We start from the raw sequence: 23,929 nt of genomic DNA on the forward strand, positions 1-23,929 counted from the left end.
GCCTCTATTCATAATTAACTATAAATCAGTGCTATTTGGCAGATTACGTTAGATATGTTTTCCTATGGTTTTACACATCTGGAGTAATTGGTGGTTACTGGTGGATTCTCCAAATGTGTATGGCATTGGCGGCACTATTCTCCATCATCGTGGCGGCAAGTATGGCTTACAAGATGATGGTGAAGAACGAACCATTGGACGTGATGAAACTGTTCAAGCCACTGGTGGTGAGCATCATCCTCTGTTGGTGGTACCCACCTGCTGACACAGGCATGACCAATAGCGGCAGTAGCTGGTGCGTATTAGACTTCCTATCCTATATCCCGAACTGCATCGGCAGTTACACCCACGACCTCTATGAGGCAGAGGCGACGCAAATCTCCGACAAGTTTGAGGAGGTACAGCAGTTGGTATATGTCAGGGACTCGATGTACACCGACCTCCAGGCACAGGCAGACGTGGCGCATAAGGGCACGTCAGACCCCAACCTGATAGAGGCGACGATGGAGCAGACGGGCGTGGACGAAGTGACCAACATGGAGAAGGATGCCAGCAAACTGTGGTTCACCTCACTGACGGCAGGGGCTGTGGTGGGCATCGACAAGATAGTGATGCTGATAGCCCTAATCGTGTTCCGTATCGGTTGGTGGGCTACGATATACTGTCAGCAGATATTGCTCGGTATGCTCACAATATTCGGTCCGATACAATGGGCATTTTCATTGCTGCCCAAGTGGGAAGGAGCGTGGGCGAAATGGCTGATACGCTATCTGACAGTACATTTCTACGGAGCCATGCTCTACTTCGTCGGCTTCTACGTCCTGTTGCTCTTTGACATAGTGCTCTGCATACAGGTAGAGAACCTGACGGTGATAACAGCCAGTGAGCAGACGATGGCAGCCTATCTGCAAAACTCGTTCTTCTCGGCAGGCTATCTGATGGCGGCGAGCATCGTGGCGTTGAAATGTCTGAACCTCGTGCCCGACCTTGCGGCATGGATGATACCAGAGGGCGACACTGCCTTCTCAACGAGAAACTTCGGTGAGGGCGTGGCACAACAAGCCAAAATGACGGCTACGGGAGCCATGGCGACAGTGATGAGATAACAAGTGAGTGTGCGGTGAGACACCGCACCTCCTATTGAAACAATAAAAAGTATAAATTATGGTAATCAAGAACTTAGAAAACAAAATCAAGCTGGTGGGCATTATCTGCACCGCCTTTCTGATTGGCTGCATCATCATCTCGGTGTCGAGTATCTGGACGGCACGCTGCATGGTGACGGATGCACAGCAGAAGGTGTATGTGCTGGACGGCAACGTGCCTATACTGGTGAACCGCACCACGATGGAAGAGACGCTGGATGTGGAGGCAAAGAGCCATATCGAGATGTTCCACCATTACTTCTTCACGCTTGCTCCCGATGACAAGTATATCCGTTATTCGATGGAGAAGGCGATGTATCTGGTCGATGAAACTGGTTTAGCGCAGTACAATACGCTGAAGGAGAAGGGCTTTTATAACAACATCATGGGTACGAGTGCCGTGTTCAGCATCTATTGTGACAGCATCAAGTTCAACAAGGAGAAGATGGAGTTCACCTACTACGGAAGGCAGAGGATTGAGCGAAGGAGCAACATCCTGATGCGTGAACTGGTGACGGCGGGACAGGTGAAGCGTGTGCCAAGGACGGAGAACAATCCCCACGGACTGCTCATCACGAACTGGAGAACCTTGCTCAACAAGGACATTGAGCAGAAGTCGAAGTCAAACTTCTAATATCGCAGCGGTATGAGTGTGAAAGGAATCAGACGGATGCTTGTGGGCGAAGAGATGCCCGACAAGAACGACCCCAAGTACAAGGAGCGATATGAGAAGGAGGTGGCGGCAGGGTGCAAGTTTGCCAAGACTACGAGGATAGACCGTGCGGCGGCTAAGGTGCAAGGCTTCGCCAATGCACACAAGACGCTGTTTCTCGTCGTCGTCTTTGGCTTTGTTGCCACCTGTTTCGGCATCAATATCTACAGGATGGTGCAGTACTACGGTCATCGAACGGAGGCGACAAGTGCCATTGAGCGGCAGGAAGGGCGCATACGGCAGGTGATGGATGCCGCCCATTGCACACTTCCTCCCGTGAAACATCAAGTTGGTGATGGAATCCACAAGAAGTCAAACGAATCAAAATCAGACAGCGATGAAAATAACAGATAAGATAAACTTCCGTCAGCCGAAGTACATGCTGCCAGCCATCGTGTACATCCCATTGCTTGCCACAGGCTATTTTGTCTTTAACATGTTCGATACGGAGGTGGCGAAGAAGCAGGACAAGAACCTGCAGACCACCGAGTTTCTGAACCCCAACCTGCCAAGTGCAAAGATCAGGAAGGGCGACGGCATCGGCGGCAAGTATGAGAACATGGCGAAGTCGTATGGTCGCATAGCCGACTATTCGGCTGTGGATAACATTGAGCGTGACAACGAAGAAGAGAAAGAAACGTATGAATCCAAGTACACAGAAGAAGACCTTGCGGAACTCGTCCGTCAGGCAGAAGAGAAGGACGATGCAGCCGAAGTGGCCGATGCCAAGGCGCGAGAAGCGGAAGCACTCGAAGCACTCAACAAGGCACTCGCCGAAGCGAGGCTGAGAGGACAGGCTGCTGTTGCCCCCATGGTACAGGACACCACACAGGCTGAACCTCCCAAGGAGCCGATTGAGGTGAAAGGTCAGATTGCCGAGGACAGCAAGGCGTTGGATGAGGAGGATAAGGCACAGGAGGTGGTGAAGAAGGTGAAGGTGACTTCCGACTATTTCAACACCCTGACGCAGAACGAGCATGAGCCGAAGCTCATCAAGGCCATCATTGACGAGGATGTGAAAGCTACGGACGGATCGAGAGTGCGGCTGAGATTGTTGGACGACATAGAGATTGGTGAGACCATGGTGAAGAAAGGGTCGTATCTCTATGCCACCATGAGCGGTTTCGGTTCTCAGCGAGTGAAGGGCAGCATCAACTCTATCTTGGTGGATGACGAGCTGATAAAGGTGTCGCTTTCGCTCTATGATACGGACGGACTGGAGGGCTTGTATGTCCCCGGTAGCCAGTTCCGTGAAACAACCAAGGATGTGGCGAGCGGTGCGATGCAGAGCAACATGAACATCGACCAGAGTGGAGCGAACAACAGTTTCTCGCAATGGGGAATGCAAGCCGTGACCAATGCCTACCAGAAGACGAGCAACGCCATCAGCAAGGCTATCAAGAAGAACAAGGTGAAGCTGAAGTATGGGACGTTTGTGTATCTGGTCAATGGGAAAGAGAAGAGGAAATAGACACTGCCCGATGACAAAATCATCGGGAACGGTGGCTCATCAAGTATAAACATCAATAATATCAACAATTATGAATATCATTCAGAAGATTAACGTCTGTGCATTGTTGTCGCTGAGCGTGCTTTCAGCCAAGGCGCAGACTACCTACATGGAGATGGAGCAGCTGACTGTCAACGACCAAGTGACCACCGTCATCACCGCCTCCGAACCCATCCGCTTTGTCGATATATCCACCGACAAGGTGGTGGGCGACCAACCCATCAACAACATCATCCGCCTGAAGCCCAAGGACAACGTGTATGCCGACGGCGAGGTGCTGGCGATAGTGACCATTGTGACGGAACGCTACCGCACGCAGTATGCACTGCTCTACACCACGAGGATGCAGGAGGCTGTAACCGACAAGGAGATAGAATGCTCGGAGCGCAATGCCTACAATAACCCGGCTGTGAGCCTCTCCACTGCGACATGACCAAGTATGCGCGTCAGATATGGTCATTGGCTGCCAAGTATCGCAATGTGGCGACGAAGATGCACCGCATGGTGATGCGTCTGAACAATATCTACAGCGTGGGCGAATATTTCTTCATCGACTTCTCCGTGGAGAACAAGACCAACATCCGCTTCGACATTGACGAGATGCGCATCAAACTGTCGGACAAAAAGCAGAGCAAGGCTACCAATGCGCAGATAGTGGAGTTGACCCCAGCCCTTGTGTTGGACGATGCGAGGACCTTCAAGTACGGTTATCGCAACGTGATTGTGGTGAAGAAGATGACCTTCCCCAACGACAAGGTGCTGACCATAGAACTGTCGGAGAAGCAGATAAGCGGACGCACCATCTCGCTCAGCATCGACTATGAGGATGTGCTGTCAGCCGATTCGTTTAACCATATACTGTTGGAGGAAGAATGATGAAAATGAAGAGTGAAGAATGTAGAATGAAGAAACAACGTTCGGCGGCCAAAGGGAAAGCCAATAGGCTTGCGCATACATTATTGCTGATAGCCATCTATTTATGGCAAGCATGACTCCGGCAATAGCGCAGCAGAATAGCGACCGCATATCCTTGGGGTTCGGCTGCCTGTATGAGCGAGGACTGGACGTGACGCTGTCTTACGAGCATGAGACGAAGTACCACAATGCGTGGGAGTATTTTGCCAATGGCTACATCAAGTGGGACGAATGCGCCTCGTGCGGTCATGTGTGTCCTGAGAGCTTCTGGAACAACTACCGCAGTTATGGTTTCGGCTTTGCCTATAAACCCTGTGTGGTGAGAGGACGCAACCACCATGGCAACATGCGCATCGGAGCATCTGCTGGTAGCGATACCGACAGGTTCTTGGGCGGCATCCACCTCGGCTATGAACATAACTACACCTTGCGCCATGGTTGGAAACTGTTTTGGCAGGTGAAGACCGACGTGATGATTAAGGGCGAAGACCTGTTTAGAACGGGTATTGTCCTGGGTGTGAAACTTCCTGTAAAATGACTATGCGTATGAAGAAGCTATTATCAATACTTGCAGTTGCGGCAACGGTGTTGCTGACTGCCTGTGACGAGCATCAGGACTTTCCCGATACTGCCATGAAGGTTACCCATATCTTGACCACTGACGGCAAGGTGATGCCCTACGAAACCTATGAGCAATCGGGCAAGCAAGCCATTGCCGTGGTGTTCAACATCAACCAGAGGGAAGAAATGGAGGGTAACGGATATGCCGTCTATCTGTGGGACATCGTTCCCGAAGCCTTTGCCGACAGCATCGGTGTAGAGCAGGACACATCCTGTGACCTCACCGCCTACGATGGTAATGCCAACACCTTTGCCCTCTATGGCACGGCCGATGTGAAGTCGCCCTTGGCAGAACGTGTCTTCGACATGTGGCGTTACGGTCAGAGTGCTATATACCGAGCGTGGCGCAGATGCGTCTGCTCTATCATGCCAAGGACATCATCAACCCCTACATCTTGAAATGCGGCGGAACACCCATCCCCGATGAGGATGATGACTGTTGGTATTGGACTTCAACGGAGGTAGAAGGACAGGCGACCGCCAAGGCATGGCTCTACTCCCTTGGCAGCGGTGCCATACAGGAGACTCCCAAGTGGCAGCCGCATAAGGCGAGACCCATCATCACGATTATGGATTAGTCCATATACAGACATCGAGAATCACCCGTATCATCATCAAAGTACAACAATTAAAAAAGAAAAAGCATGAAAAAGAATTTGTTTCTAATGTTGGGACTTGGAGCCGTGCTCCTCACGTCCTGTGACCAAGACATCGTCAATGAGATTTACCTGCCTGGTGGCGGCGGTTCTGTGGTCGTGACCGACAGCACATCAACCAAGCAGCTTCAGGTGTTTACCAATCTGGAGATGCTGCAACCTACCGTTTCCACACGAGCCGTTGACAATCAGTGGGAACTCAATGATATGATTGGTATTTCTTCCACAGGGATGATCAACAACATGAAGTTCACCCGAAGCGGCGGCACCAATCAGTTTGTGTCAGCCAACAAGGTGTTTTTCACGGACACAGACACCCACACCTTCAATGCCTACTATCCCTATACGGCAAATCCTACCAACGATCTCATAGAGTTCCAAGTGCCGGAGGCAGCTGTACAGAGTGAGCAGAAGGTCAATGATTTCCTGTTTGCCAGTGGAACGGCATCATACGCCAATCCGAGTCTCACATTGAACTTCACCCATCAGATGGTGCGTGTCATCATCAAGGTCTATACCTCGCCCGAATACGGTTTCACTACCAACGATTTTGCAGGAAGCCTACTCACGTTCATCGGTTATTTTGACAGCGGCACTTTCAACATCAAGACCGGAAAAGTGGAATGTAGTGACGAGTCGGTGACAACCTATTATTTCGGCGACCCACAAAGTGACCACATGGAATATACGCTTTATGTTCCTGCACAGGTTATGCCAGACATGACATTGCAACTGAGTAATGGGGAGAACTTTGTATTCCTCACAAACGACACTTGGAAAGCAGGTCATTCCTACAGCTATTCATTGAAGCCTGTGCGTAACACCTTGGAGGTCATATCTGCAACTATCTCTCCGTGGACAGTAGAGTCTGAGAAGACCATCAACGGCTACGAATAAAACTCAAAAGAGGACAGAAGGGTGTCCACCGTGGCATCCTTCTTCCTTTTCTCATTATCACCCAAAATCATTGTAAAGTAAATGGAAGAAAGCAAAGAGTTACAGGGTTTTTACAAGATATTCAGGGCGGTGATTTACGTCTCCATCCTGATGGAGTTCTTCGCCTACGCACTGGAGCCGGAACAGTTGGACTTCTTGGGCGGCGTGGTGACGGACATCCACGGGCGCATCAAGCGGTGGATGATATACCATGACGGCAACCTCGTGTATAGCAAGGTGGCTACGTTCCTGCTGATATGTATCACCTGTGTAGGAACGCGCAACAAGAAACATCTGGAGTTTGACGCTCGTAGGCAGGTGCTTTATCCGCTGCTGTCGGGAGTACTGCTGATTGTGCTGTCCGTATGGCTGTTCGGTCATTCGATAATGCCCCGTTTCTATACTCTCCGTTTGAACACTTGGCTCTATATGCTCACTTCCATCGTCGGTGTTGTGTTGGTGCATATTGCCCTCGACAATATCTCCAAGTTCCTGAAGGAGGGCTTGCTGAAAGACCGCTTCAACTTCGAGAACGAGAGCTTCGAGCAATGCAGGGAATTGCAGGAGAACAAGTACAGCGTGAACATACCGATGCGCTATTACTACAAGGGTAAGTTCCGCAAGGGATGGGTGAACATCGTCAATCCGTTCCGAGGCACATGGGTTGTGGGTACTCCTGGTTCTGGTAAGACTTTTTCGATTATTGAGCCTTTCATCAGGCAGCATAGTGAGAAGGGCTTTGCCATGGTGGTGTACGACTATAAGTTTCCCACCCTCGCCACCAAACTCTACTATCATTACTTGAAGAACAAGAATGCCAAGGACAGTAAGATGCCCAATGGCATGAAGTTCAACATCATAAACTTTGTGGATGTGGAGTATTCTCGCCGTGTGAACCCTATTCAGTTGAAGTACATCAACAACCTTGCCGCAGCGAGCGAGACCGCCGAGACTCTGCTTGAATCCCTGCAAAAGGGAAAGAAGGAAGGCGGCGGTGGCAGCGACCAGTTCTTCCAGACCTCTGCCGTCAACTTCCTTGCCGCCTGCATCTATTTCTTCTGCAACTATGGCAAAGAGCCTACGACAAGGACGGGAAGATGCTGATAGCCGAACGACGTGAAGACCCGAAGACCAAGCGGCTGATACCCACAGGACGGGTGTTCGATCATTCTGGCATGGAGGTGCAGCCCGCCTATTGGTTGGGCAAATACTCTGATATGCCGCATATTCTGTCGTTCCTCAATGAGAGTTATCAGCCATCTTCGAGGTGTTGCAGACTGACAATGAGGTAGCCCCGCTGCTTGGTCCGTTCCAAACCGCCTTTGCCAACAAAGCCATGGAGCAGTTGGAGGGAATGATAGGCACGTTGCGTGTCTATACCTCCCGCCTTGCCACCAAGGAGAGTTATTGGATATTCCATAAGGACGGCGATGACTTCGACCTGAAGGTCAGCGACCCGAAGAATCCGAGCTATCTGCTCATTGCCAACGACCCCGAGATGGAGAGCATCATTGGTGCGCTGAATGCCTTGATTCTCAACCGCCTTGTGACAAGAGTGAATACAGGACAAGGCAAGAACGTTCCTGTGAGCATCATCGTCGATGAGTTGCCGACTTTGTATTTCCACAAGATAGACCGACTGATAGGCACAGCCCGAAGCAACAAGGTAAGCGTAGCCTTGGGCTTTCAGGAACTGCCGCAGTTGGAAGCCGACTATGGCAAGGTAGGAATGCAGAAAATCATCACCACGGTAGGTAATGTGGTGAGCGGTTCGGCTCGTGCCAAGGAAACCCTCGAATGGCTGTCGAGTGACATCTTCGGCAAGGTGGTGCAGCTCAAAAAGGGAGTGACCATCGACCGTGACAAGACCTCCATCAACCTCAATGAGAATATGGACAGCCTTGTGCCTGCAAGCAAAATCTCCGATATGCCCACTGGATGGATTTGCGGACAAACCGCCCGTGACTTCGTAGCCACCAAGACCGGCATGAACGGCTCGATGAACATTCAGGAAAGCGAGGAGTTCAAGACTTCCAAGTTCTACTGCAAGACCGACTTCGACATGGCGGAAATCAAGAAAGAGGAATCGGAGTATGTCCCTCTCCCTAAGTTCTATAAGTTCAAGTCGAAGGAAGAGCGAGAACGCATCCTCTACAAGAACTTCGTTCAGGTTGGTGAGGACGTGAAAGCCATGATCAAGGAGATACAATTATTCAAGTCAATGTAGTATTCAACAAAACCAAGAGAATGAACATAAGAACAACAGCATGATACGACCTATCACAATAATTCTGTTGAGCATATTATCCACTTGCCCTGTACCCTGTCACAGTCAGCAACCAGATAGGGTACTTTTTGAACGTCTTGTCACCTCGACAAAATATTTTGAGGATGGCATACGCAAAGCAAAACGCCTGGGCATGTCGGATATGGTCACAAGATTCAACAAGGAGAACATTTCCGCAATTCACTGACTCGCCGACAGGCGGATTCCCTGTTAAGAAGTGACCTTATACAGCACTATCGTCTATATTCGCGATATGGTAAGGATGCCTATCTTCTCGCAGCTCTTTCATACCAAATAGGTCCTGCAAAGTTGTTGGGCAATACGAGATATCCAAAGTCAACCTTGCTCATCCGTTTGGAGAAAGGTGAAAGGCAAATTCTGCCTCTCTATTTGAAGTTTTGCAAGTGGAAAGGGAAAGCCATACCTTCTATCCGAAGAAGACGATTGGTAGAGTATAATTTGCTCTTCTCTCCATAGTTCTTTATTTTGTCCTCACTTTATATATTGATCAGAGTGGCACATGTCTGTATGTGCAGATACTTGGGCTTAGATGTGCACATACTTTGCCATTTATGTGCACATACTTTATGATGGCATAATAAGTGTTTTTTTTGACAATATGGCTTTTTGACGGATTAAGTGGCTCAAATTTGATGTTATTAAGCACCTTTTCTTATACAAAAATTCGGAATACGGTAATTTTTATAGTTAATTCGTGTTGATTTTAAGATTTATACAAAAATTTCTTTTCGGTTGTTATCATCTAATTCAAAAATTATGCGTACCTTTGCACTTGGACTATTAGCCTTTCGCTCTATCTGTCGCAGTTAGACGTGTTCTTACATGGCATTAGCGAGGCAGCCTACGCCGTGCTGAGTATGGCGGAGTCATATGATGACAAAGCAATACAAAGCGGGCATTGGGTGGGAAAGATAGTCCAGACATAATGAAGGCGTTTACTTGACGCTGTGTTTGAGACGGTCTGTAATCTAGCAAGTCACAGAAATGTTTGGTCTTGAACGTAGCAACGGTAGATGTCCCGGGTGTGATTATATCACTCCTGCGGAGACCTTGTAAGCACGAATTGTACCTTTTCGGGTGCAATAAAATTGTTTATATAGGTCTCCCAAAAGTAGCGCAAACCGAAAGCGGAACCGCCAAGCTGGCTTGAGCGTTTTGCTGAGTTGTCGCCTACTTTATGCAATGGAGCGATTACTCATATCGGCGTGGGCTCTGACGTTGTCTGTTCAACCAAAATAGGCAATTGCTAGAGCCTCAGACCGTGGGACGGACAACAGGACGATCTCACGTATTCTATGCTCAAGACTAATAACCTTGTTCGTAAAATGCACGCTTGTGAGACTATGGGTGCAACAACAGTTATCTGCACTGATAAAACAGGCACTCTTACACAGAACAAAATGCAGGTTAAGGAGTGTACTTTTGGGAAATTAACTCCAGAATTGGCAGAAGGAATTGCTGTAAACTCTACTGCATCACTCGATTTCTCAGAAAGCCAACCAAGACCTATTGGTAATCCTACGGAAGGCGCATTACTCTTGTGGTTGCATACCAACAAATATGATTATCGTCGTCTTAAAGAAGCATCTAACACAAAGAATGAAATTCCATTCTCTACTGAAAGAAAATACATGTCAACCACAGTTTTTTCAGCAGTAACTAATAGGGAAGTTACATATACTAAGGGTGCTCCTGAGATAGTCTTTGGCATGTGTGATTCTTCCGATATTGACGAGGTCACTCTGAAGGAATCACTTCAGAAATATCAAGATAGTGCTTATCGTACACTTGGTTTTGCCATAGACAAGCACTTCGTAGGTGTAGTTGCTATTGAAGATCCTGTCAGAGAAGATGTTCCTGATGCAGTTAAAGAATGTATGAATGCTGGTATAATGGTCAAGATAGTAACTGGTGATACTCCTGGAACTGCAAAGCAAATTGGTCGTGAAATTGGCTTATGGGCCGATGCCGACACCGATCGTAACATAATAACAGGTACAGAACTTGCAGAACTTTCTGATGAGAAGTTGCAAGAGTGTGTACTTGATTTGAAGATTATGCTCGTGCACGTCCAATGGACAAAAAAACGTCTTGTTGAAGCACTACAAGCACGCAATCAAGTAGTCGCAGTTACCGGTGATGGTACAAATGATGCTCCAGCACTGCATCAGGCAAATGTTGGTCTGTCGATGGGTGCAGGAACTGCTGTTGCAAAAGAAGCATCTGATATTACAATCATCGATAACTCATTCTCTAGCATTGGCAAGGCTGTAATGTGGGGGCGTTCTCTATACAAGAATATCCAGCGTTTCTTGCTTTTCCAGCTCACAGTGAACGTAACAGCTTGCTGTATTGTTTTTGTGGGTGCATTGGTCGGAAAGGATTCTCCTTTGACCGTAACTCAGATGCTCTGGATCAACCTCATTATGGACACATTCGGTGCGATGGCATTGGCATCATTGCCTCCTTCAAAGGATGTAATGAAAGACAAACCTCGTAAGCGCGGAAGTGAACATGTAAATAAAATTGGAAACTGGGCATATTTTAAGGAGCAGTGGAAGCTTGGTGCATTTATCATCAACAAGCCTATGCTTGGCGAGATTCTTAGTGTTGGCATATTCTTCTTTGTATTGTTGTTTGCCTTCTTGCTTATATTCCAGCACGCTGACATCAATAGCATGACTGACTTTTTGAATATTCATTTCTCAGGCAATGGCGAAGTTTCTCATTACGAACAAACGTTGCTATTCTCAATCTTTGTATGGACTCACTTCTTCTATCTGTTTAATGCACGTGCTTTTGAAACAGGTGAAAGCGTCCTTTTGAATTTGTTCAGCAAAAAGTTCTGGAGCAAGGGCTTCTGGACTATCGTATGTGTAATTGTCTTCGGTCAGTTACTCATTACTGAAGTGATGTTTAAGTTCTTCAATGTTGAGCCAATGCTGCATAATGCAGAGCATCCTAATGGTTGGTTAGATCTGCTAATTATCATTGGTTTCTCATCTCTTGTTCTTTGGATAAGAGAAATCTGGCAATTGTTTAAGAAATAGTTCATCTGGTTAAGGAGGCAGAGCTATAAACTCTGCCTCTTTTTTCAATATGGTTATAGAATAGAAAATGAGTAATAACATTAATCATCCATTAGGTGATGCACCATGGTTTCACGTTATATTATCAACAGGATTTGGTGCAGGCTTTGTCCCGATTGCCCCAGGAACAGCAGGAGCATTAGTTGCACTTGCTTTATGGTGGGCAGGGTACAAGTTTTTACCTGTAGATGTTTTATTTTGGGTTACACTGATAACAACAATCGCTGTAACTGTTGTTGGGGCTTGGACTTCTAATATTATGGAAAAATATTGGGGGGAAGATCCAAGAACTGTAGTTATTGATGAATTTATAGGTATCTGGATTCCTGCTCTTGTTGCTCCTTGTGGAGAAAACACATGGTTATTGGCGATATTGGGATTTGTTGCTTTTAGAATCATTGACATCTTCAAGCCATTAGGATGTCGATGGGTTGATCAGAATGTGAAAGGCGGTTGGGGCGTAATGTTAGATGATGCTCTCGCAGGTTTTTACTCTCTGATAATTTGTCTCATTGTCAAACAGTTTTTGTAAATGAAATCTTATAAATATCATATAGGTATATTAATACTAATAATACTTCTTGTTTTAACGATACCTTATGCATGGAAGTTAGTACAGATATTATTCTTTCCTAAGCATGTTAAGATATGGCAGCAACTATCCTTGTTCCAATGGGTTGCTATAGGATTCGTTGGGTATTCTTTCATGAGACGATTTCTAAATAAGAATGCCTTATGGCTTGAGACTTTCACGCATGAACTGACACATATTGTTGTGGCAATGCTATTCCTTCGTAAGGTGCATTCTTTTCATGCAGAAGAAGGTTCTGGTGTAGTATATACGAGCGGACAATCAAATAACATGATTCCACCAATGGCATTGGCTCCATATTGCTTACCGATATACACTTTCCTGTTATTATCTGTACGATGTCTAATGAACTTTCACGGAATGTGGATATTTGATATAATAATAGGTGTAAGCCTGTCTTTTCATGTAAATTGCTTTATTCATCAAACTGGTAAATATCAAACCGATATAAATCATCACCCTTTGTTGTTTTCATATCTGTTTATATACGTTGCTCGACTAATTAACTGCTGTATTATACTTGTGGCATTCTTCCCTCATTACAATGTGTTTACGTCATTCTGGAGATTGTTGAATGCTCAGTATGACAACATTATATATTTCTGGTCGCTTCTTTTTTGATTTATATGGCAAAAAAATATCGGAGAAAGTCAAGAAAAAAAGAAAATAAAGGGTTATTTTATTGCATTAAAAGGAGATATATAAAATTCCTACACCGTATTCGACCATTGTCTATATGTACATTGTGTGTCACCATATTTTGTGCTATATGGCATCTTTATAATAATATAAAAATTGCTTATCCACAGAAAGAACGTACAACAATTTTTTCAGACGACTATAATGGTATAGATGTCTCTAAGTATCAAGGAAAAATAGATTGGGAAAAAGTCGCTTCTGACCCCAAAATACAATTTGTATATATAAAGGCAACTGAAGGTGCGAGGCAAGTAGATAATAAGTATCATGATTATGTGGATGATGCAAGAAAAGAAGGCCTCAAGATAGGTAGCTATCATTATTTCATCGGCAGAAAACCTGCGAAAGACCAGTTCCGCAATTTTAAGAAGCATATAGACAAACACACGCAGGATTTGATTCCAATGGTTGATGTTGAAGAAGCAGGAAATAGCTCTATTTCTAGAGACGAACTCCAACGTAAGTTGAATGAATTCATGCAACTTGTTAAATCAGAGTATGGCAAATATCCTCTACTGTACAGTCAATATGGTTTTTACAAGGAAAAATTGTCTCCTGAATTTGATAAATATTTCCTCTTTATTGCTAGATATGGGAAGAATCCACCGACTCTTAACAGCTTTGGAAGACACAATATTTGGCAATACACAGAGAAAGACGAAATCCATGGTGTCAAGGGATATGTGGATCTTGACAGATTCTGTAATGGAACCACGCTTTCTGATATAGAATTATAAAGCTGGATGTAATTGTTTGTTCATATTGCGAAAACATCCTAATCAACTTTGAACGCAGTGGAGACTGAGACTTATGACAAATGGAAATGTTAGAATTTTGGACTGTAGTATTTTTTTGCTGCGGTATAATGTATATATCTCTTTGGGGCGATTGGTGACTTCTGTATGGAAGAATGGAACTTGTGTTATTGAATATTTATCTGAGATTTTGAGACATTCATTGTGTATGATGGCTAATCCCAAATACAAACGCTTGAATGGTTTTAAGGATTAGAGAATAACACCAACAATTTCAAAAATGAAAAGAACAAAACGGCATGAAAAAGAACATTATGTTTGCGATAATTCTTATACTTTGTGCATGTAAAAGCAATAAGACTGGCGGAGATGCTTTGGTTGAACAAGACTCTATCTCTACTGAATTAAATGATGATAAAATATCTGCACTAACAAATAGGAACATAGATGATGTGGAGATTACGGGTGAAGTTCTTCATACAAGAATGACCTATTTTAATTTTGATAGTGTCAAAAATCTTGTTTCTTTTTTTGAAGAGATTGAATTAAAGCATGAAAAAATAGTCTTTTGTGAAGAAGATAAATCAACAGTTGATAGGTGTATATTACAAATAGATAAATACCGAAAAGGGTTATGCAAATTCTATCCTGACACCTTGGTTTATAAATCTTTATCATACTTAGGACATGGTGCAGCATATATTGACAACCATAGGCCAGGTGTAGATCTTACTTATGCGGAGTGGTTTATGATGTTAGTTGCTTATTACAGTCCAGACATCACCTGCTTAGTTAACATGCAAAGTCCAGATCATATAGTTGGTGTGCGTAATTTTGGCCATGAATACAATCACAATCCTTGGTGGTCATATTTATTTGTAAAACGCACCAAAGGGTATGAAGTCAGAGCCATTGGGGAGGACTGTTCACTAATAACTAAACTATATCAATTGGAAGATAGAAATCATCGAAAATATTATCTTTGTTCAAACAATGATTATGAATTATCTTTCATGCATTACCTTTATACGTTTGACGTAAATGGAAAATTGATTGAGGTGAAACCAGAATGTAAAATAAGATTCCCGAATGTACAATATGATGAGATTTACTTCAGCCCCGAACATTTGGAATGGTCTTTGTGTAAACTCAATAAGAAAACAGGCAAATTGGTTCCTGTAACAGAAAAACCATTAATGAAGTTAGAACTCAAAGGAGAAGAATCTTTTTTTTCGTCTTCCTTTAGATAAACCATCTGAACAGGGATTACTTCTTTGAGTTTTTACATCAAGTTTATAAAGAAATGTAATACTTAATGGCTATTCGAATACTGTTCATTTTGCTTCTGCTCGTTGTGTCGTCCACATCACATGCTCAGACACGGCGAGCTATTGTCATTGGCATTGGCAAACATGAGGATAAGACATGGGGAAAGATAAATGGTGATAAGGATGTGCCCTATGTGGAGGAGATGCTGGTAAATGCGAAGTTCAAGGCGGGTAATGTCAAGAAACTCGTGAATCAGCAGGCGACGAAGGCAGCTATTGTGAGTGCCTTCAAGTCTTTAGCATCGCAGTCAAAGCGTGGGGATATGGTGTATGTACATTTCTCAGGGCATGGTCAACAGATGAAAGATGTGCATAATGACGAGAAGGACGGACTGGATGAGTGCTGGATTCCATACGATGCCTACAGAAAGCCATGCGAGAAAGACAAAGGTGAGAAACACCTCACGGATGACGAAGTGAACTATTATCTGAATGCCATCAGAGACAAAATTGGAGATTCGGGCAAGATGCTGGTGGTGATAGATGCTTGTCATAGCGGTGATGCAACACGTGGTGATGAGGATGAAGTGGTGCGTGGCGTGGAAGACATATTCGAAGCTATCAAAACCTTTATCTGGGGAGCTTCTACTGATAAAGGCAAGACGGATGTAAATCCAAATGCCCAGGTGAATAAGGAAAGGTGGATTACCATCAGTGCTTGCAAAAGCGACCAAGTGAACATTGAAATGAAAAGTCCGGCTGTGGGTAAACTTACCTATGCAATATATAATAAGGTAAAGGAAAGCACAGGAAATGACAACGATGATTTCTTTCGAAGAATAAGAATGTTTGTCAATTCCAATACGGGCAGCAGACCTCAATATCCAGTAATGACTGGCGAGACCGATAGATTTAGAATAACAGGCATCATACAGTAATGGCAAAAACAATACAATTCAGAGCCCCCATACAAGAGAACGAAGCACGACTTGTAGCGGGTATAGCAGACAAAGGTCGGCGCACTCAGTACGAGCTGTACGCATACTGCTCCGATTACTTTTGGGACAACTATAGGGGTGTGTTCTTCGCTGACGATAATGCGGCGGCAGAGATTCTACAGAACACCTTTATTGCGTTCTGGGAGAACATAGAAAGAAGAAAAATTTATGTGGAGGATGGAATCGTGATGGGAAAAGACAACAAGCCCCTGAACGGCAGCATCCTCACCTACTTTATGAGCATAGCCCGAAACAAGTATTTAGAATACGGACGCGAGCATCCTGTATATGCTGACCCCGAAACAGAATTAGGACGGTTGCTAAGGGCTGAAGGCTTCGACCCCAACGATTATATAGATATGCTCTATGATTCGGGCGAGAACTTGATGCTTGACATTATAGCGGATGTCATATCACACATGTCACCAAGGTGCAGTCAGATACTCACCAAATTCTATTACGAGGAGAAGAAACTGGAGACTATCCTGAAGGAAATGCCGACAATAGAGTCATACAATGCCTTAAAGACGAAGAAGAACAAGTGCATGAACTCTTTGCGAAAATCGGCGAGGGAAATCTATAAGAGAAAGTTGAACTCATAAAGAATTACAGATATGGACGAAAAGTTTCAAGACAGAATAGACAACTACCTGCTTAACCGCATGGATGATGCCGAAAAGACGGAGTTCTTGCGTGAGATAGAACAAGATAAAGAGAAGAAGGAACAACTGGAGTTTACACAGGACGTGAAAGACTGCATCCGAAGTCGTGAGGAGAAACTAAAGGCACTAAAACAGTTCCAACGACAGTATGAACAAGAACGAAAAACTGCTGCTTATCGTGCTACAGGTACTAAACAAGCAGCATGTTATTGTCCTGCTCCAGAGGTTGCAGCAACAGAGCCAGTGCGGTCAAAGAAGAAGATATGGCTGTGGATTTCTGGTGTGGCAGCTGTGCTTGTTGTAGGTTTCTTTGCCATCAAGCCAATGTTTGATTATGAGTCATCTCCTAACTATAACGGGGCACCTATGGAGCAGATGCGTGGAGGGGATGAAGTGTTCAGCCCTGCCCCGGCAGACAGTACGGACAACGATACCATAAAGTATAATATCGAGAAGAAAGTAAATCCAGATGAATAGAATCATAGTATTCGCATTGATGTTTTTCTGCATGACAATGCAGATAGAAGCCCAGACCCTGTCAGAGGAAGAAGTGACTGCTAAAATGTATCAGGCATTTGAACTGAACAAAGCCGCCAAGAAGGCAGAAGCACTTGAGTTGTTTCTTATTGTTGGAGAGAATACCAAGCAGCAACGCAACGAAGGCGAGCGGCAAGTGTACGTTTGTAGTCAGACAATGGCATGTCAGTGTTATGAATTGCTTGGCAGGTATAAAGAAGGGTATCTTTTAGGAAAGAGTTTGCTTCAAGGTAAGTTGAATGATACAGAAAGAAAAGACGTCGGCCATCTCTATGCTATGAATGGCTATATGTATGCTTGCGAATTTATCCAGCGTGATGAAAAAGGACGTGCCGATATAAGCGTGGAAGGGAACTCATATCAGAAATACTTCCCTATTCTGACGGTCAGGTAAAAGAATACGCGGAGACAAAGATTCCTCTATCATGGTATTTTGAGGGAGCGCAATATGCGATGACACAGAGTTATGACGAGGCGCTTTCTTCGTATGAAGAAGCCTTGAATGGATTCAGGGATTTGGGTAGGGTGTCTGAAGAAGTAGATGTACTCTCCGGCATAGCATCGGTAAAAGCACACCTTTGCAAGTTTGACGAAGCAAAGCGAGTTTACTATCAGGCATTTGTCTTGGCACATCAAAATGGCAAGGTGAACAAGCAGATGGATGTGTTGAGGGAGTTGTGGTCGCTGGGCAATTCCACTGGTGACATGAAACTGATACGCTCCGCTTCGGCTTCCATGGATTCGTTAGTGGAAAAGGCAGGAGATGTGAAAATGAAATTTGCATACTACCATCAAAAAGGTGACGAGGCGAAATCCAAAGGTCAGTATAATTTAGCCGAGAAGTGGTATATAAAGGGCAAGGAACTGGCTGAAGGGGACAACAAAGACCCTGCGGCAAGTAAACATCTGGCATATAACAAGCTGAGAAATCTATACATTGCCACGGGGCAATATGACGATGCCATCGCATACGGTCGCAAAGTGTTGGAAGAATACCAGAAGCAGATGAATCCAGAGGAAGATGCGTATTATCTTCCGTATAGCCTGGTGGCAGACATCTACAGACTGAAAGGAGACAAGGAGAATTGCTTTGCATGTATAGACTCTCTCTTTAAGAGTGAAAGCAGGATGAAAGAGCCAAGGGAACTATGTCAAATGTATATGGTTCGGGCACGCTGCCATAATGGCTTCAAAGAATACTCCGCAGCTCTCGCAGACTATAAGAAAGCAGATGAAATACTTGCATCGAAATATCCCCAAACGGAAGAGAATAGGATAATGCTCCTTGCATCCATGGGAGGAACGGAACATCGCCTTGACATGTATGATGAGTCTGAAAAGCATTATCAACTCTATGCGGATTACACAAAGCAACTTTATGGCGAAAAGAGCATGGAGTATATCAATGCGCTAATGATGCTCGCCAATGCAGAGGGATTCTCCAAACATCTTGATGCTGGTTGCACACACTATACGGATGCCGCTTTCAGGTTGAAAGAGTTGATGAAGGAGCGTATTCCGATGATGAGTGTCGAGGAACGTGAGAGTTTGTGGTCGCCAGTGTCTTCACTGTTTACGATGATGACACCATACGCCATTGAAGCCAACAGATACCAGGATGAGTTTACCGCAAGCTGCTACGATGCGCTTGTCATGTCGAAGTCTTTTCTGCTGGAGTCTGAACGCTCGTTGTTTGACGTGGTAAAGAAAGAAGGTACTGATGATGATATGAAGGACTATATGCTGCTTACCTTGATGAAGAACCAAATAAAGGAGTGGGAGAAGGAACAAGCACATTATGCCGATAGCATATTAAGTATGTCACAACGGGCTGATCAATTGGCGGCACGTCTGACCGAAAGATGCCGCAGTTTCGACAATATCACACGTTTCATGGATATAGACTATGCGACAGTTAAGAGTGCTCTGAAGCCCAATGAAGTCCTTTTGGACTTTACTGATTACGTTTCAGAGACCATGGGGCGCAAATATGCAGCCTATATCATCAACAAGAGCGATGAATACCCATTGGTGAAATACCTGTCGCCGAAAGACAGATTGATTCGTTGGGCATCACCCGACCTGATATGTATTATAATCAGGACTATGCCCCAGAGGTACTGAAACTGTTATGGGAGCCATTAAGAGCATACATAGCTGAAGGTTCGACTGTTTATTATGTTCCATCACAACTGCTGTTCCAAGTGTCATTAGAGTCATTGCCTCTGGCTGACGGTTCGTTATTGGGAAACCATTACAACTTCGTAAGGTTGTCTTCCGCAAGGGAACTGGTAAAGGCACAGTCGCCAGTCTTGGCATTTGCACCGCATTCTGCGGTGTTATATGGTGGACTGCAATATGACATTCAACCGACAGCAATGATTGAGGAGGCGAAGAAATATGACTTGACAGATTTGTTGGTGATGCGTGGCGACATGGTTCGTGGGGATTCTGTCTTCTGTGAACTTCCTGGCTCCAAGCAGGAGATTATGCAGATTGAGTCTCTGCTGAAAGCCAGCAAGTGGCAGGTAACACCCCGAATGGGAATGGAGGGAACTGAGGAGTCGTTCCTCAGTATGCACGGAAATGCTCCTCAGTTGTTGCAGATAGCCACTCACGGATTTTATTATACTCCTGAACGTGCCGCTCATGTAGATTATCTGAAAGGTTATTCTGATGCCATGATGCTCTCTGGCATTGTACTATCAGGAGGCAATGCGGCATGGAGAGGCAAGGAATTGCCTGATGGAGTGTTAGGCGGTATTCTTACAGCCAACAACATCGCTCGCCTCGACCTAAGTGGCACGGAGATGGTTGTGCTCTCAGCTTGTCAGTCGGGACAAGGCAAGGCTACTTCCGAAGGTCTTTACGGCTTGCAGCGTGCCTTCAAGAAAGCCGGTGTTGGCACTATGGTCATGGCTCTATGGAGTGTCAGCGACAAGGTGGCTACAGAGTTTATGACTGCATTCTATGAGCAACTGGCATCCAAACAATGCAAGTGGAACAAACGTAAGGCATTTGAAAACGCAAAGTCCATCATTCGGGAGAAATATCCCGACCCATACTATTGGGCGGCATTTGTGATGCTGGATTGAGACATACAACACACGAGTTAGAAACTGCACCATTCAACAAGTTTGATTTGGTGCAGTTTTTTTTATTGATAGATATGGTTACTAATCACGCTCATATACCATAAAGAGTATAACAAATATAATTGAATATGAGACAAGAAGAAATAGTGAATGAAATTAGGAAGAAATGTGGGCATGTGGAAATGTTGCCGTCAATGGGTTGGCATTTTATCTACCACGACAGGCATTTCTTTTATATGACTGGGAGAAATGAGGATATGATACGTTTCTGTGTCCCTCATTTAGTAAAGGCAAACGAGTACAACACTGAATTATTGTCGGATGCTATCAATGAGACAAACAGGAACGTGAAATTTATCAAAGCAGTCAAACTGGACTGTGGCAGTGTTTCATTGGATTATGACCACAAAACGACATCAGATGAATCGGCAGATACGATTGTCCCTCATATCATCAATGCCTTGGATTTCGCCTCGACCTATTTACTCAACAAACTGAAAAGGACATGAAAAAGTTAATCTCAATTATAATCATAACGCTCGGCTTTCTGCCCTTATGGCGCAAAATGACTACTATATCAAGCAAGCCCAATCATATCAGCGTGAGGCGGAATACTACACGAAGCAGGCATTGGGCTATGAGCAAGAAGTCGATTACTATAACCGACAAGCACAAGGTTATCTCAGAGAGGCTGAATACTACTCGAAGCGGAAGAACTACGATAGTGTGAAGACATATCAGCAACGGGCAAAGAATGCCACGGACAAGGCAGAAGATTACGCACGAAAAGCAAAGAATGCCCGAGAACGTGCTCAGGACTATATGAGAAAGGCAGAGTATGCGCTGAAGAGAGCAAAATAATAACACCACAGATAAAACAAACCATCAAATACAACAACAATGAAAACATTTACTACACATCTGCAGACCATGATTCTAATGGTTCTGTTCGCATTTGCAACAGTTCAAAAGGCGAATGCTTCGGCAAAAGCCGGAGAAGCATCAGTCTATGAAGGAAGTACCGTAACCATAGCGTTGGCTGACACTTACAAACGTACACTTATGCAGTCAACGGGTGTTACCTATCAGTGGTATTCCGAGAACAATTCGTATGCCACCGTGACCAGTTCCACTCGCTATAATGCCACTGTCAAGGGAATCAAGGCAACATCTTCGTGCAAAGTATATTTTAAATGTAGCTATTTCATTGATGGCTTCTATCGCACTATGGACTTTTACTATACGATCACCGTAAAATCGACAAGTGTCAGTGTGACAAGTGTAACACTGAGCCAATCGTCCATCAGTATGAAAGAAGGAAATACCTACCAACTGTCAGCCTCTGTCTATCCTACAAATGCAACGAACAAGAATGTAAACTGGTCAAGCAACAATACATCTGTGGCTATGGTGAACAACGGACTTGTGTCGGCAAAGTCTGCGGGAACTGCTACTATTACATGCCGTGCTGCGGATGGCAGTGGGAAATATGCTACTTGCAAGGTTTCCGTAGAGTCTGCAACGGTATATGTTACAAGTATAACACTGAATAAGACTTCTGCTTCTCTGTATGTTGGAGAAACCACACAACTTAATGCAGCTGTTAGCCCAAGTTCGGCGACCAACAAAAGTGTTAGTTGGACATCCGATGACACGTCTGTAGCCACGGTGTCATCCACTGGACTTGTCACTGCAAAATCTGCTGGCACTGCCACTATTACATGTAAGGCAAAAGACGGAAGCGGGAAACAAGCAACGTGCAACATATCGGTAAAAGAGAATGTAAAGCCGACATCTATAACGCTCAGCGCATCCAAGGCTTCACTCACCGAAGGAGAAACATTACAATTGACAGCCACGGTAAGTCCATCTGATGCTGTCGATAAAACCGTGACATGGATGAGCGACAATACAACCGTCGCAACCGTGGACAACACTGGTCTTGTCACCGCAAAGAGTGCCGGCACAGCCAACATCATTGCTACAACTTCCAACAATCTTGCCGCTGTCTGTGCTATAACCGTGAATGAGGAAGTCATAGGAGAAACAACAGTATGGTCAGGGAATTATAGGGTCGCATCCAGTCATGTGGAGAACAATCCCACGAGGGAGTATAAAGATGGATTCGAAATGACTATTACTGAGAAGAATGGATCGTATTATATCACTTCCATGTTTGGTGATGACCTTACGGAATACAATGACGGAGGATTCAAGTTGTATGACAATGGAGATGGTACTGCAAAGATTGATGTATCATACTACAATATCCTGAAATATACCGATAATGACAGTCCGTTATATGCAATATATGTGTTTGATGAGACAACGGATGATTGGGCAGACACATGGACACTGAAAATGAATGAAGACGGAACGATAACTGTAGGGGACTTCTATGTAGCAGCCTTTTCATGGGTGGAAGATGAGGAGAAATGGAAAAATGGACAGTTGGAGGCATTGTATTACAGCATGACGGCCAAGATAGAAGATGTCACAGGTCTTTCTGAGACAATAGCCGAATCGCCTGTTATTCATATAGAGGACGGAACCGTTTGGCTGGATGAAGCGTCATACATTACGGTGTACAAAGACAATGGAACCAAAGTCTATTCTGGAAAGACCAACCGCATCGAGAACCTGTCCAGAGGGTTGTATATTATCAAGATAGGCAGTCAAAGCAAGAAAATCCTGATAAAATAATGCTCCAAGGGGTTACTATGCCTAACTACCCTTCATAAACAGACAAAGGAACAATAATAACAAACTTAGAAGTTGCGCCCGATGACGTATTAGGGTATAAGACAATGAAGAAGATTTTTGCAGTTGCATTTGCTCTCATCGCTTTAGTAGGTGCCAATGCACTTTACATAAATGCGAAAACTACCAATGCTGAAGTTGCGCCTGTTACATCGGATGTCACTGTGCATGTAGCAGGGAATGATGACGGACACTGTCATTATTGCGGTCCCAACAAATGCCCGTATTTTAGAGCGAAGAGCGGTGCCGACCCTACGACATGTAAGTGTGGTCATTCCAAGCGTTCTCATATTGACAAGTATTGAGTAAATATTATCACCTAATTTTAGAAGTTGGGCGCGTCACAAATCAAGCGTATATAGAAATGAAACATTTTGGAATTATGCTATCAATGATGTTTATGTGCTTAATAGCGAGCGCACAGATGGTTGGGGGCTTCCAGCAAGGTAACGATGGACATATCTATTTTGTTGCGAATAATCAAACAGGTGCAACATTCAATATACAGATTGTCGCAGCCTCTACGGACAGGAATAACTCTGAAACTAAGACAATGACACCTAACGGAGGCTTCTATCTTGGGCCTACAACCCCATGGAGATGGTATTGGAAGAGAGGAGATAAAATTTCAGTTGTCTATGCCAATGGACAGTCTCAGACGTGGGTCTGCC

General features: G+C 44.7%; 19 protein-coding genes and 5 pseudogenes. All 24 read left to right on the top strand.

Annotated elements, in window-relative coordinates; all coding sequences use genetic code 11:
• Positions 1–95 precede the first annotated feature (95 nt).
• A pseudogene (locus tag DXA05_RS23385) lies at positions 96–1,106 on the top strand (hypothetical protein); the annotation flags it as partial.
• A 58-nt stretch (positions 1,107–1,164) separates the two neighbouring features.
• Positions 1,165–1,779: a conjugative transposon protein TraK gene (gene traK / locus DXA05_RS23390; RefSeq protein WP_004320244.1), complete on the top strand. Its 615-nt coding sequence runs from the start codon at positions 1,165–1,167 to the stop codon at positions 1,777–1,779.
• Between the two features lie 12 nt (positions 1,780–1,791).
• Positions 1,792–2,211 carry a hypothetical protein gene (locus DXA05_RS23395; RefSeq protein WP_128859685.1) on the top strand — a complete coding sequence of 140 codons (420 nt, stop codon included), beginning with the start codon at positions 1,792–1,794 and terminating at the stop codon, positions 2,209–2,211.
• Complete coding sequence (gene traM / locus DXA05_RS23400) at positions 2,195–3,328, top strand: conjugative transposon protein TraM (protein WP_072066892.1); 1,134 nt, start codon at positions 2,195–2,197, stop codon at positions 3,326–3,328. The genes DXA05_RS23395 and traM overlap by 17 nt, the downstream gene beginning before the upstream one ends.
• Positions 3,329–3,398: 70 nt before the next feature.
• A pseudogene (gene traN / locus DXA05_RS23405) lies at positions 3,399–4,243 on the top strand (conjugative transposon protein TraN).
• 103 nt (positions 4,244–4,346) lie between these two features.
• Entirely contained in the window at positions 4,347–4,820 is a 474-nt protein-coding gene (locus DXA05_RS23410) for a hypothetical protein (RefSeq protein ID WP_128859686.1), read from the top strand.
• Between the two features lie 8 nt (positions 4,821–4,828).
• Positions 4,829–5,481: pseudogene (locus tag DXA05_RS23415) on the top strand (DUF1566 domain-containing protein).
• Positions 5,482–5,547: 66 nt separating this feature from the next.
• Positions 5,548–6,456 (top strand): fimbrillin family protein, encoded by a 909-nt coding sequence (locus tag DXA05_RS23420; protein WP_004320238.1) that lies wholly within the window; start codon positions 5,548–5,550, stop codon positions 6,454–6,456.
• Positions 6,457–6,537: 81 nt separating this feature from the next.
• Positions 6,538–8,722: pseudogene (locus DXA05_RS23425) on the top strand (type IV secretory system conjugative DNA transfer family protein).
• 1,376 nt (positions 8,723–10,098) lie between these two features.
• Positions 10,099–11,853: pseudogene (locus DXA05_RS23435) on the top strand (cation-translocating P-type ATPase); the annotation flags it as partial.
• Positions 11,854–11,920: 67 nt separating this feature from the next.
• Entirely contained in the window at positions 11,921–12,424 is a 504-nt protein-coding gene (locus DXA05_RS23440; protein ID WP_004320232.1) for a phosphatidylglycerophosphatase A, read from the top strand.
• 686 nt (positions 12,425–13,110) lie between these two features.
• Positions 13,111–13,920 carry a glycoside hydrolase family 25 protein gene (locus DXA05_RS23450; RefSeq protein WP_004320223.1) on the top strand — a complete coding sequence of 270 codons (810 nt, stop codon included), beginning with the start codon at positions 13,111–13,113 and terminating at the stop codon, positions 13,918–13,920.
• Positions 13,921–14,237: 317 nt separating this feature from the next.
• Entirely contained in the window at positions 14,238–15,188 is a 951-nt protein-coding gene (locus tag DXA05_RS23455; RefSeq protein WP_044917893.1) for a hypothetical protein, read from the top strand.
• Positions 15,189–15,253: 65 nt separating this feature from the next.
• Positions 15,254–16,144, top strand: coding sequence for a caspase family protein (locus tag DXA05_RS23460; protein ID WP_072066896.1), 891 nt, complete (start codon positions 15,254–15,256; stop codon positions 16,142–16,144).
• A complete protein-coding gene (locus DXA05_RS23465) occupies positions 16,144–16,806 on the top strand; it encodes a sigma-70 family RNA polymerase sigma factor (protein WP_004320217.1) in 663 nt (220 codons plus the stop codon). Before DXA05_RS23460 ends, DXA05_RS23465 begins: the two co-directional genes overlap by 1 nt.
• A 12-nt stretch (positions 16,807–16,818) precedes the next feature.
• Positions 16,819–17,343, top strand: coding sequence for a hypothetical protein (locus DXA05_RS23470; RefSeq protein WP_004320215.1), 525 nt, complete (start codon positions 16,819–16,821; stop codon positions 17,341–17,343).
• On the top strand, positions 17,336–17,797 hold the full coding sequence (locus tag DXA05_RS23475) for a hypothetical protein (RefSeq protein ID WP_128859688.1): 462 nt from the start codon (positions 17,336–17,338) through the stop codon (positions 17,795–17,797). The genes DXA05_RS23470 and DXA05_RS23475 overlap by 8 nt, the downstream gene beginning before the upstream one ends.
• A gap of 59 nt (positions 17,798–17,856) precedes the next feature.
• On the top strand, positions 17,857–19,527 hold the full coding sequence (locus tag DXA05_RS23480) for a tetratricopeptide repeat protein (RefSeq protein WP_128859689.1): 1,671 nt from the start codon (positions 17,857–17,859) through the stop codon (positions 19,525–19,527).
• Complete coding sequence (locus DXA05_RS23485) at positions 19,491–20,498, top strand: CHAT domain-containing protein (RefSeq protein ID WP_128859690.1); 1,008 nt, start codon at positions 19,491–19,493, stop codon at positions 20,496–20,498. The genes DXA05_RS23480 and DXA05_RS23485 overlap by 37 nt, the downstream gene beginning before the upstream one ends.
• A 128-nt stretch (positions 20,499–20,626) precedes the next feature.
• Positions 20,627–21,007, top strand: a complete 381-nt coding sequence (locus DXA05_RS23490; protein ID WP_004320211.1) for a hypothetical protein — start codon at positions 20,627–20,629, stop codon at positions 21,005–21,007.
• A gap of 46 nt (positions 21,008–21,053) precedes the next feature.
• Positions 21,054–21,359, top strand: coding sequence for a hypothetical protein (locus DXA05_RS23495; RefSeq protein WP_128859691.1), 306 nt, complete (start codon positions 21,054–21,056; stop codon positions 21,357–21,359).
• A 39-nt stretch (positions 21,360–21,398) separates the two neighbouring features.
• Positions 21,399–23,201: an Ig-like domain-containing protein gene (locus DXA05_RS28090; protein ID WP_004320206.1), complete on the top strand. Its 1,803-nt coding sequence runs from the start codon at positions 21,399–21,401 to the stop codon at positions 23,199–23,201.
• Between the two features lie 104 nt (positions 23,202–23,305).
• On the top strand, positions 23,306–23,563 hold the full coding sequence (locus DXA05_RS23505; protein WP_004320203.1) for a hypothetical protein: 258 nt from the start codon (positions 23,306–23,308) through the stop codon (positions 23,561–23,563).
• A gap of 95 nt (positions 23,564–23,658) precedes the next feature.
• Positions 23,659–23,929, top strand: a 271-nt coding sequence (locus DXA05_RS23510) for a hypothetical protein (protein WP_133303904.1), incomplete at its 3' end; no start/stop codon positions are given.

The sequence above is a fragment of the Bacteroides sp. AM54-2NS genome, from assembly GCF_003602935.1.
Classification (GTDB): domain Bacteria; phylum Bacteroidota; class Bacteroidia; order Bacteroidales; family Bacteroidaceae; genus Bacteroides; species Bacteroides xylanisolvens.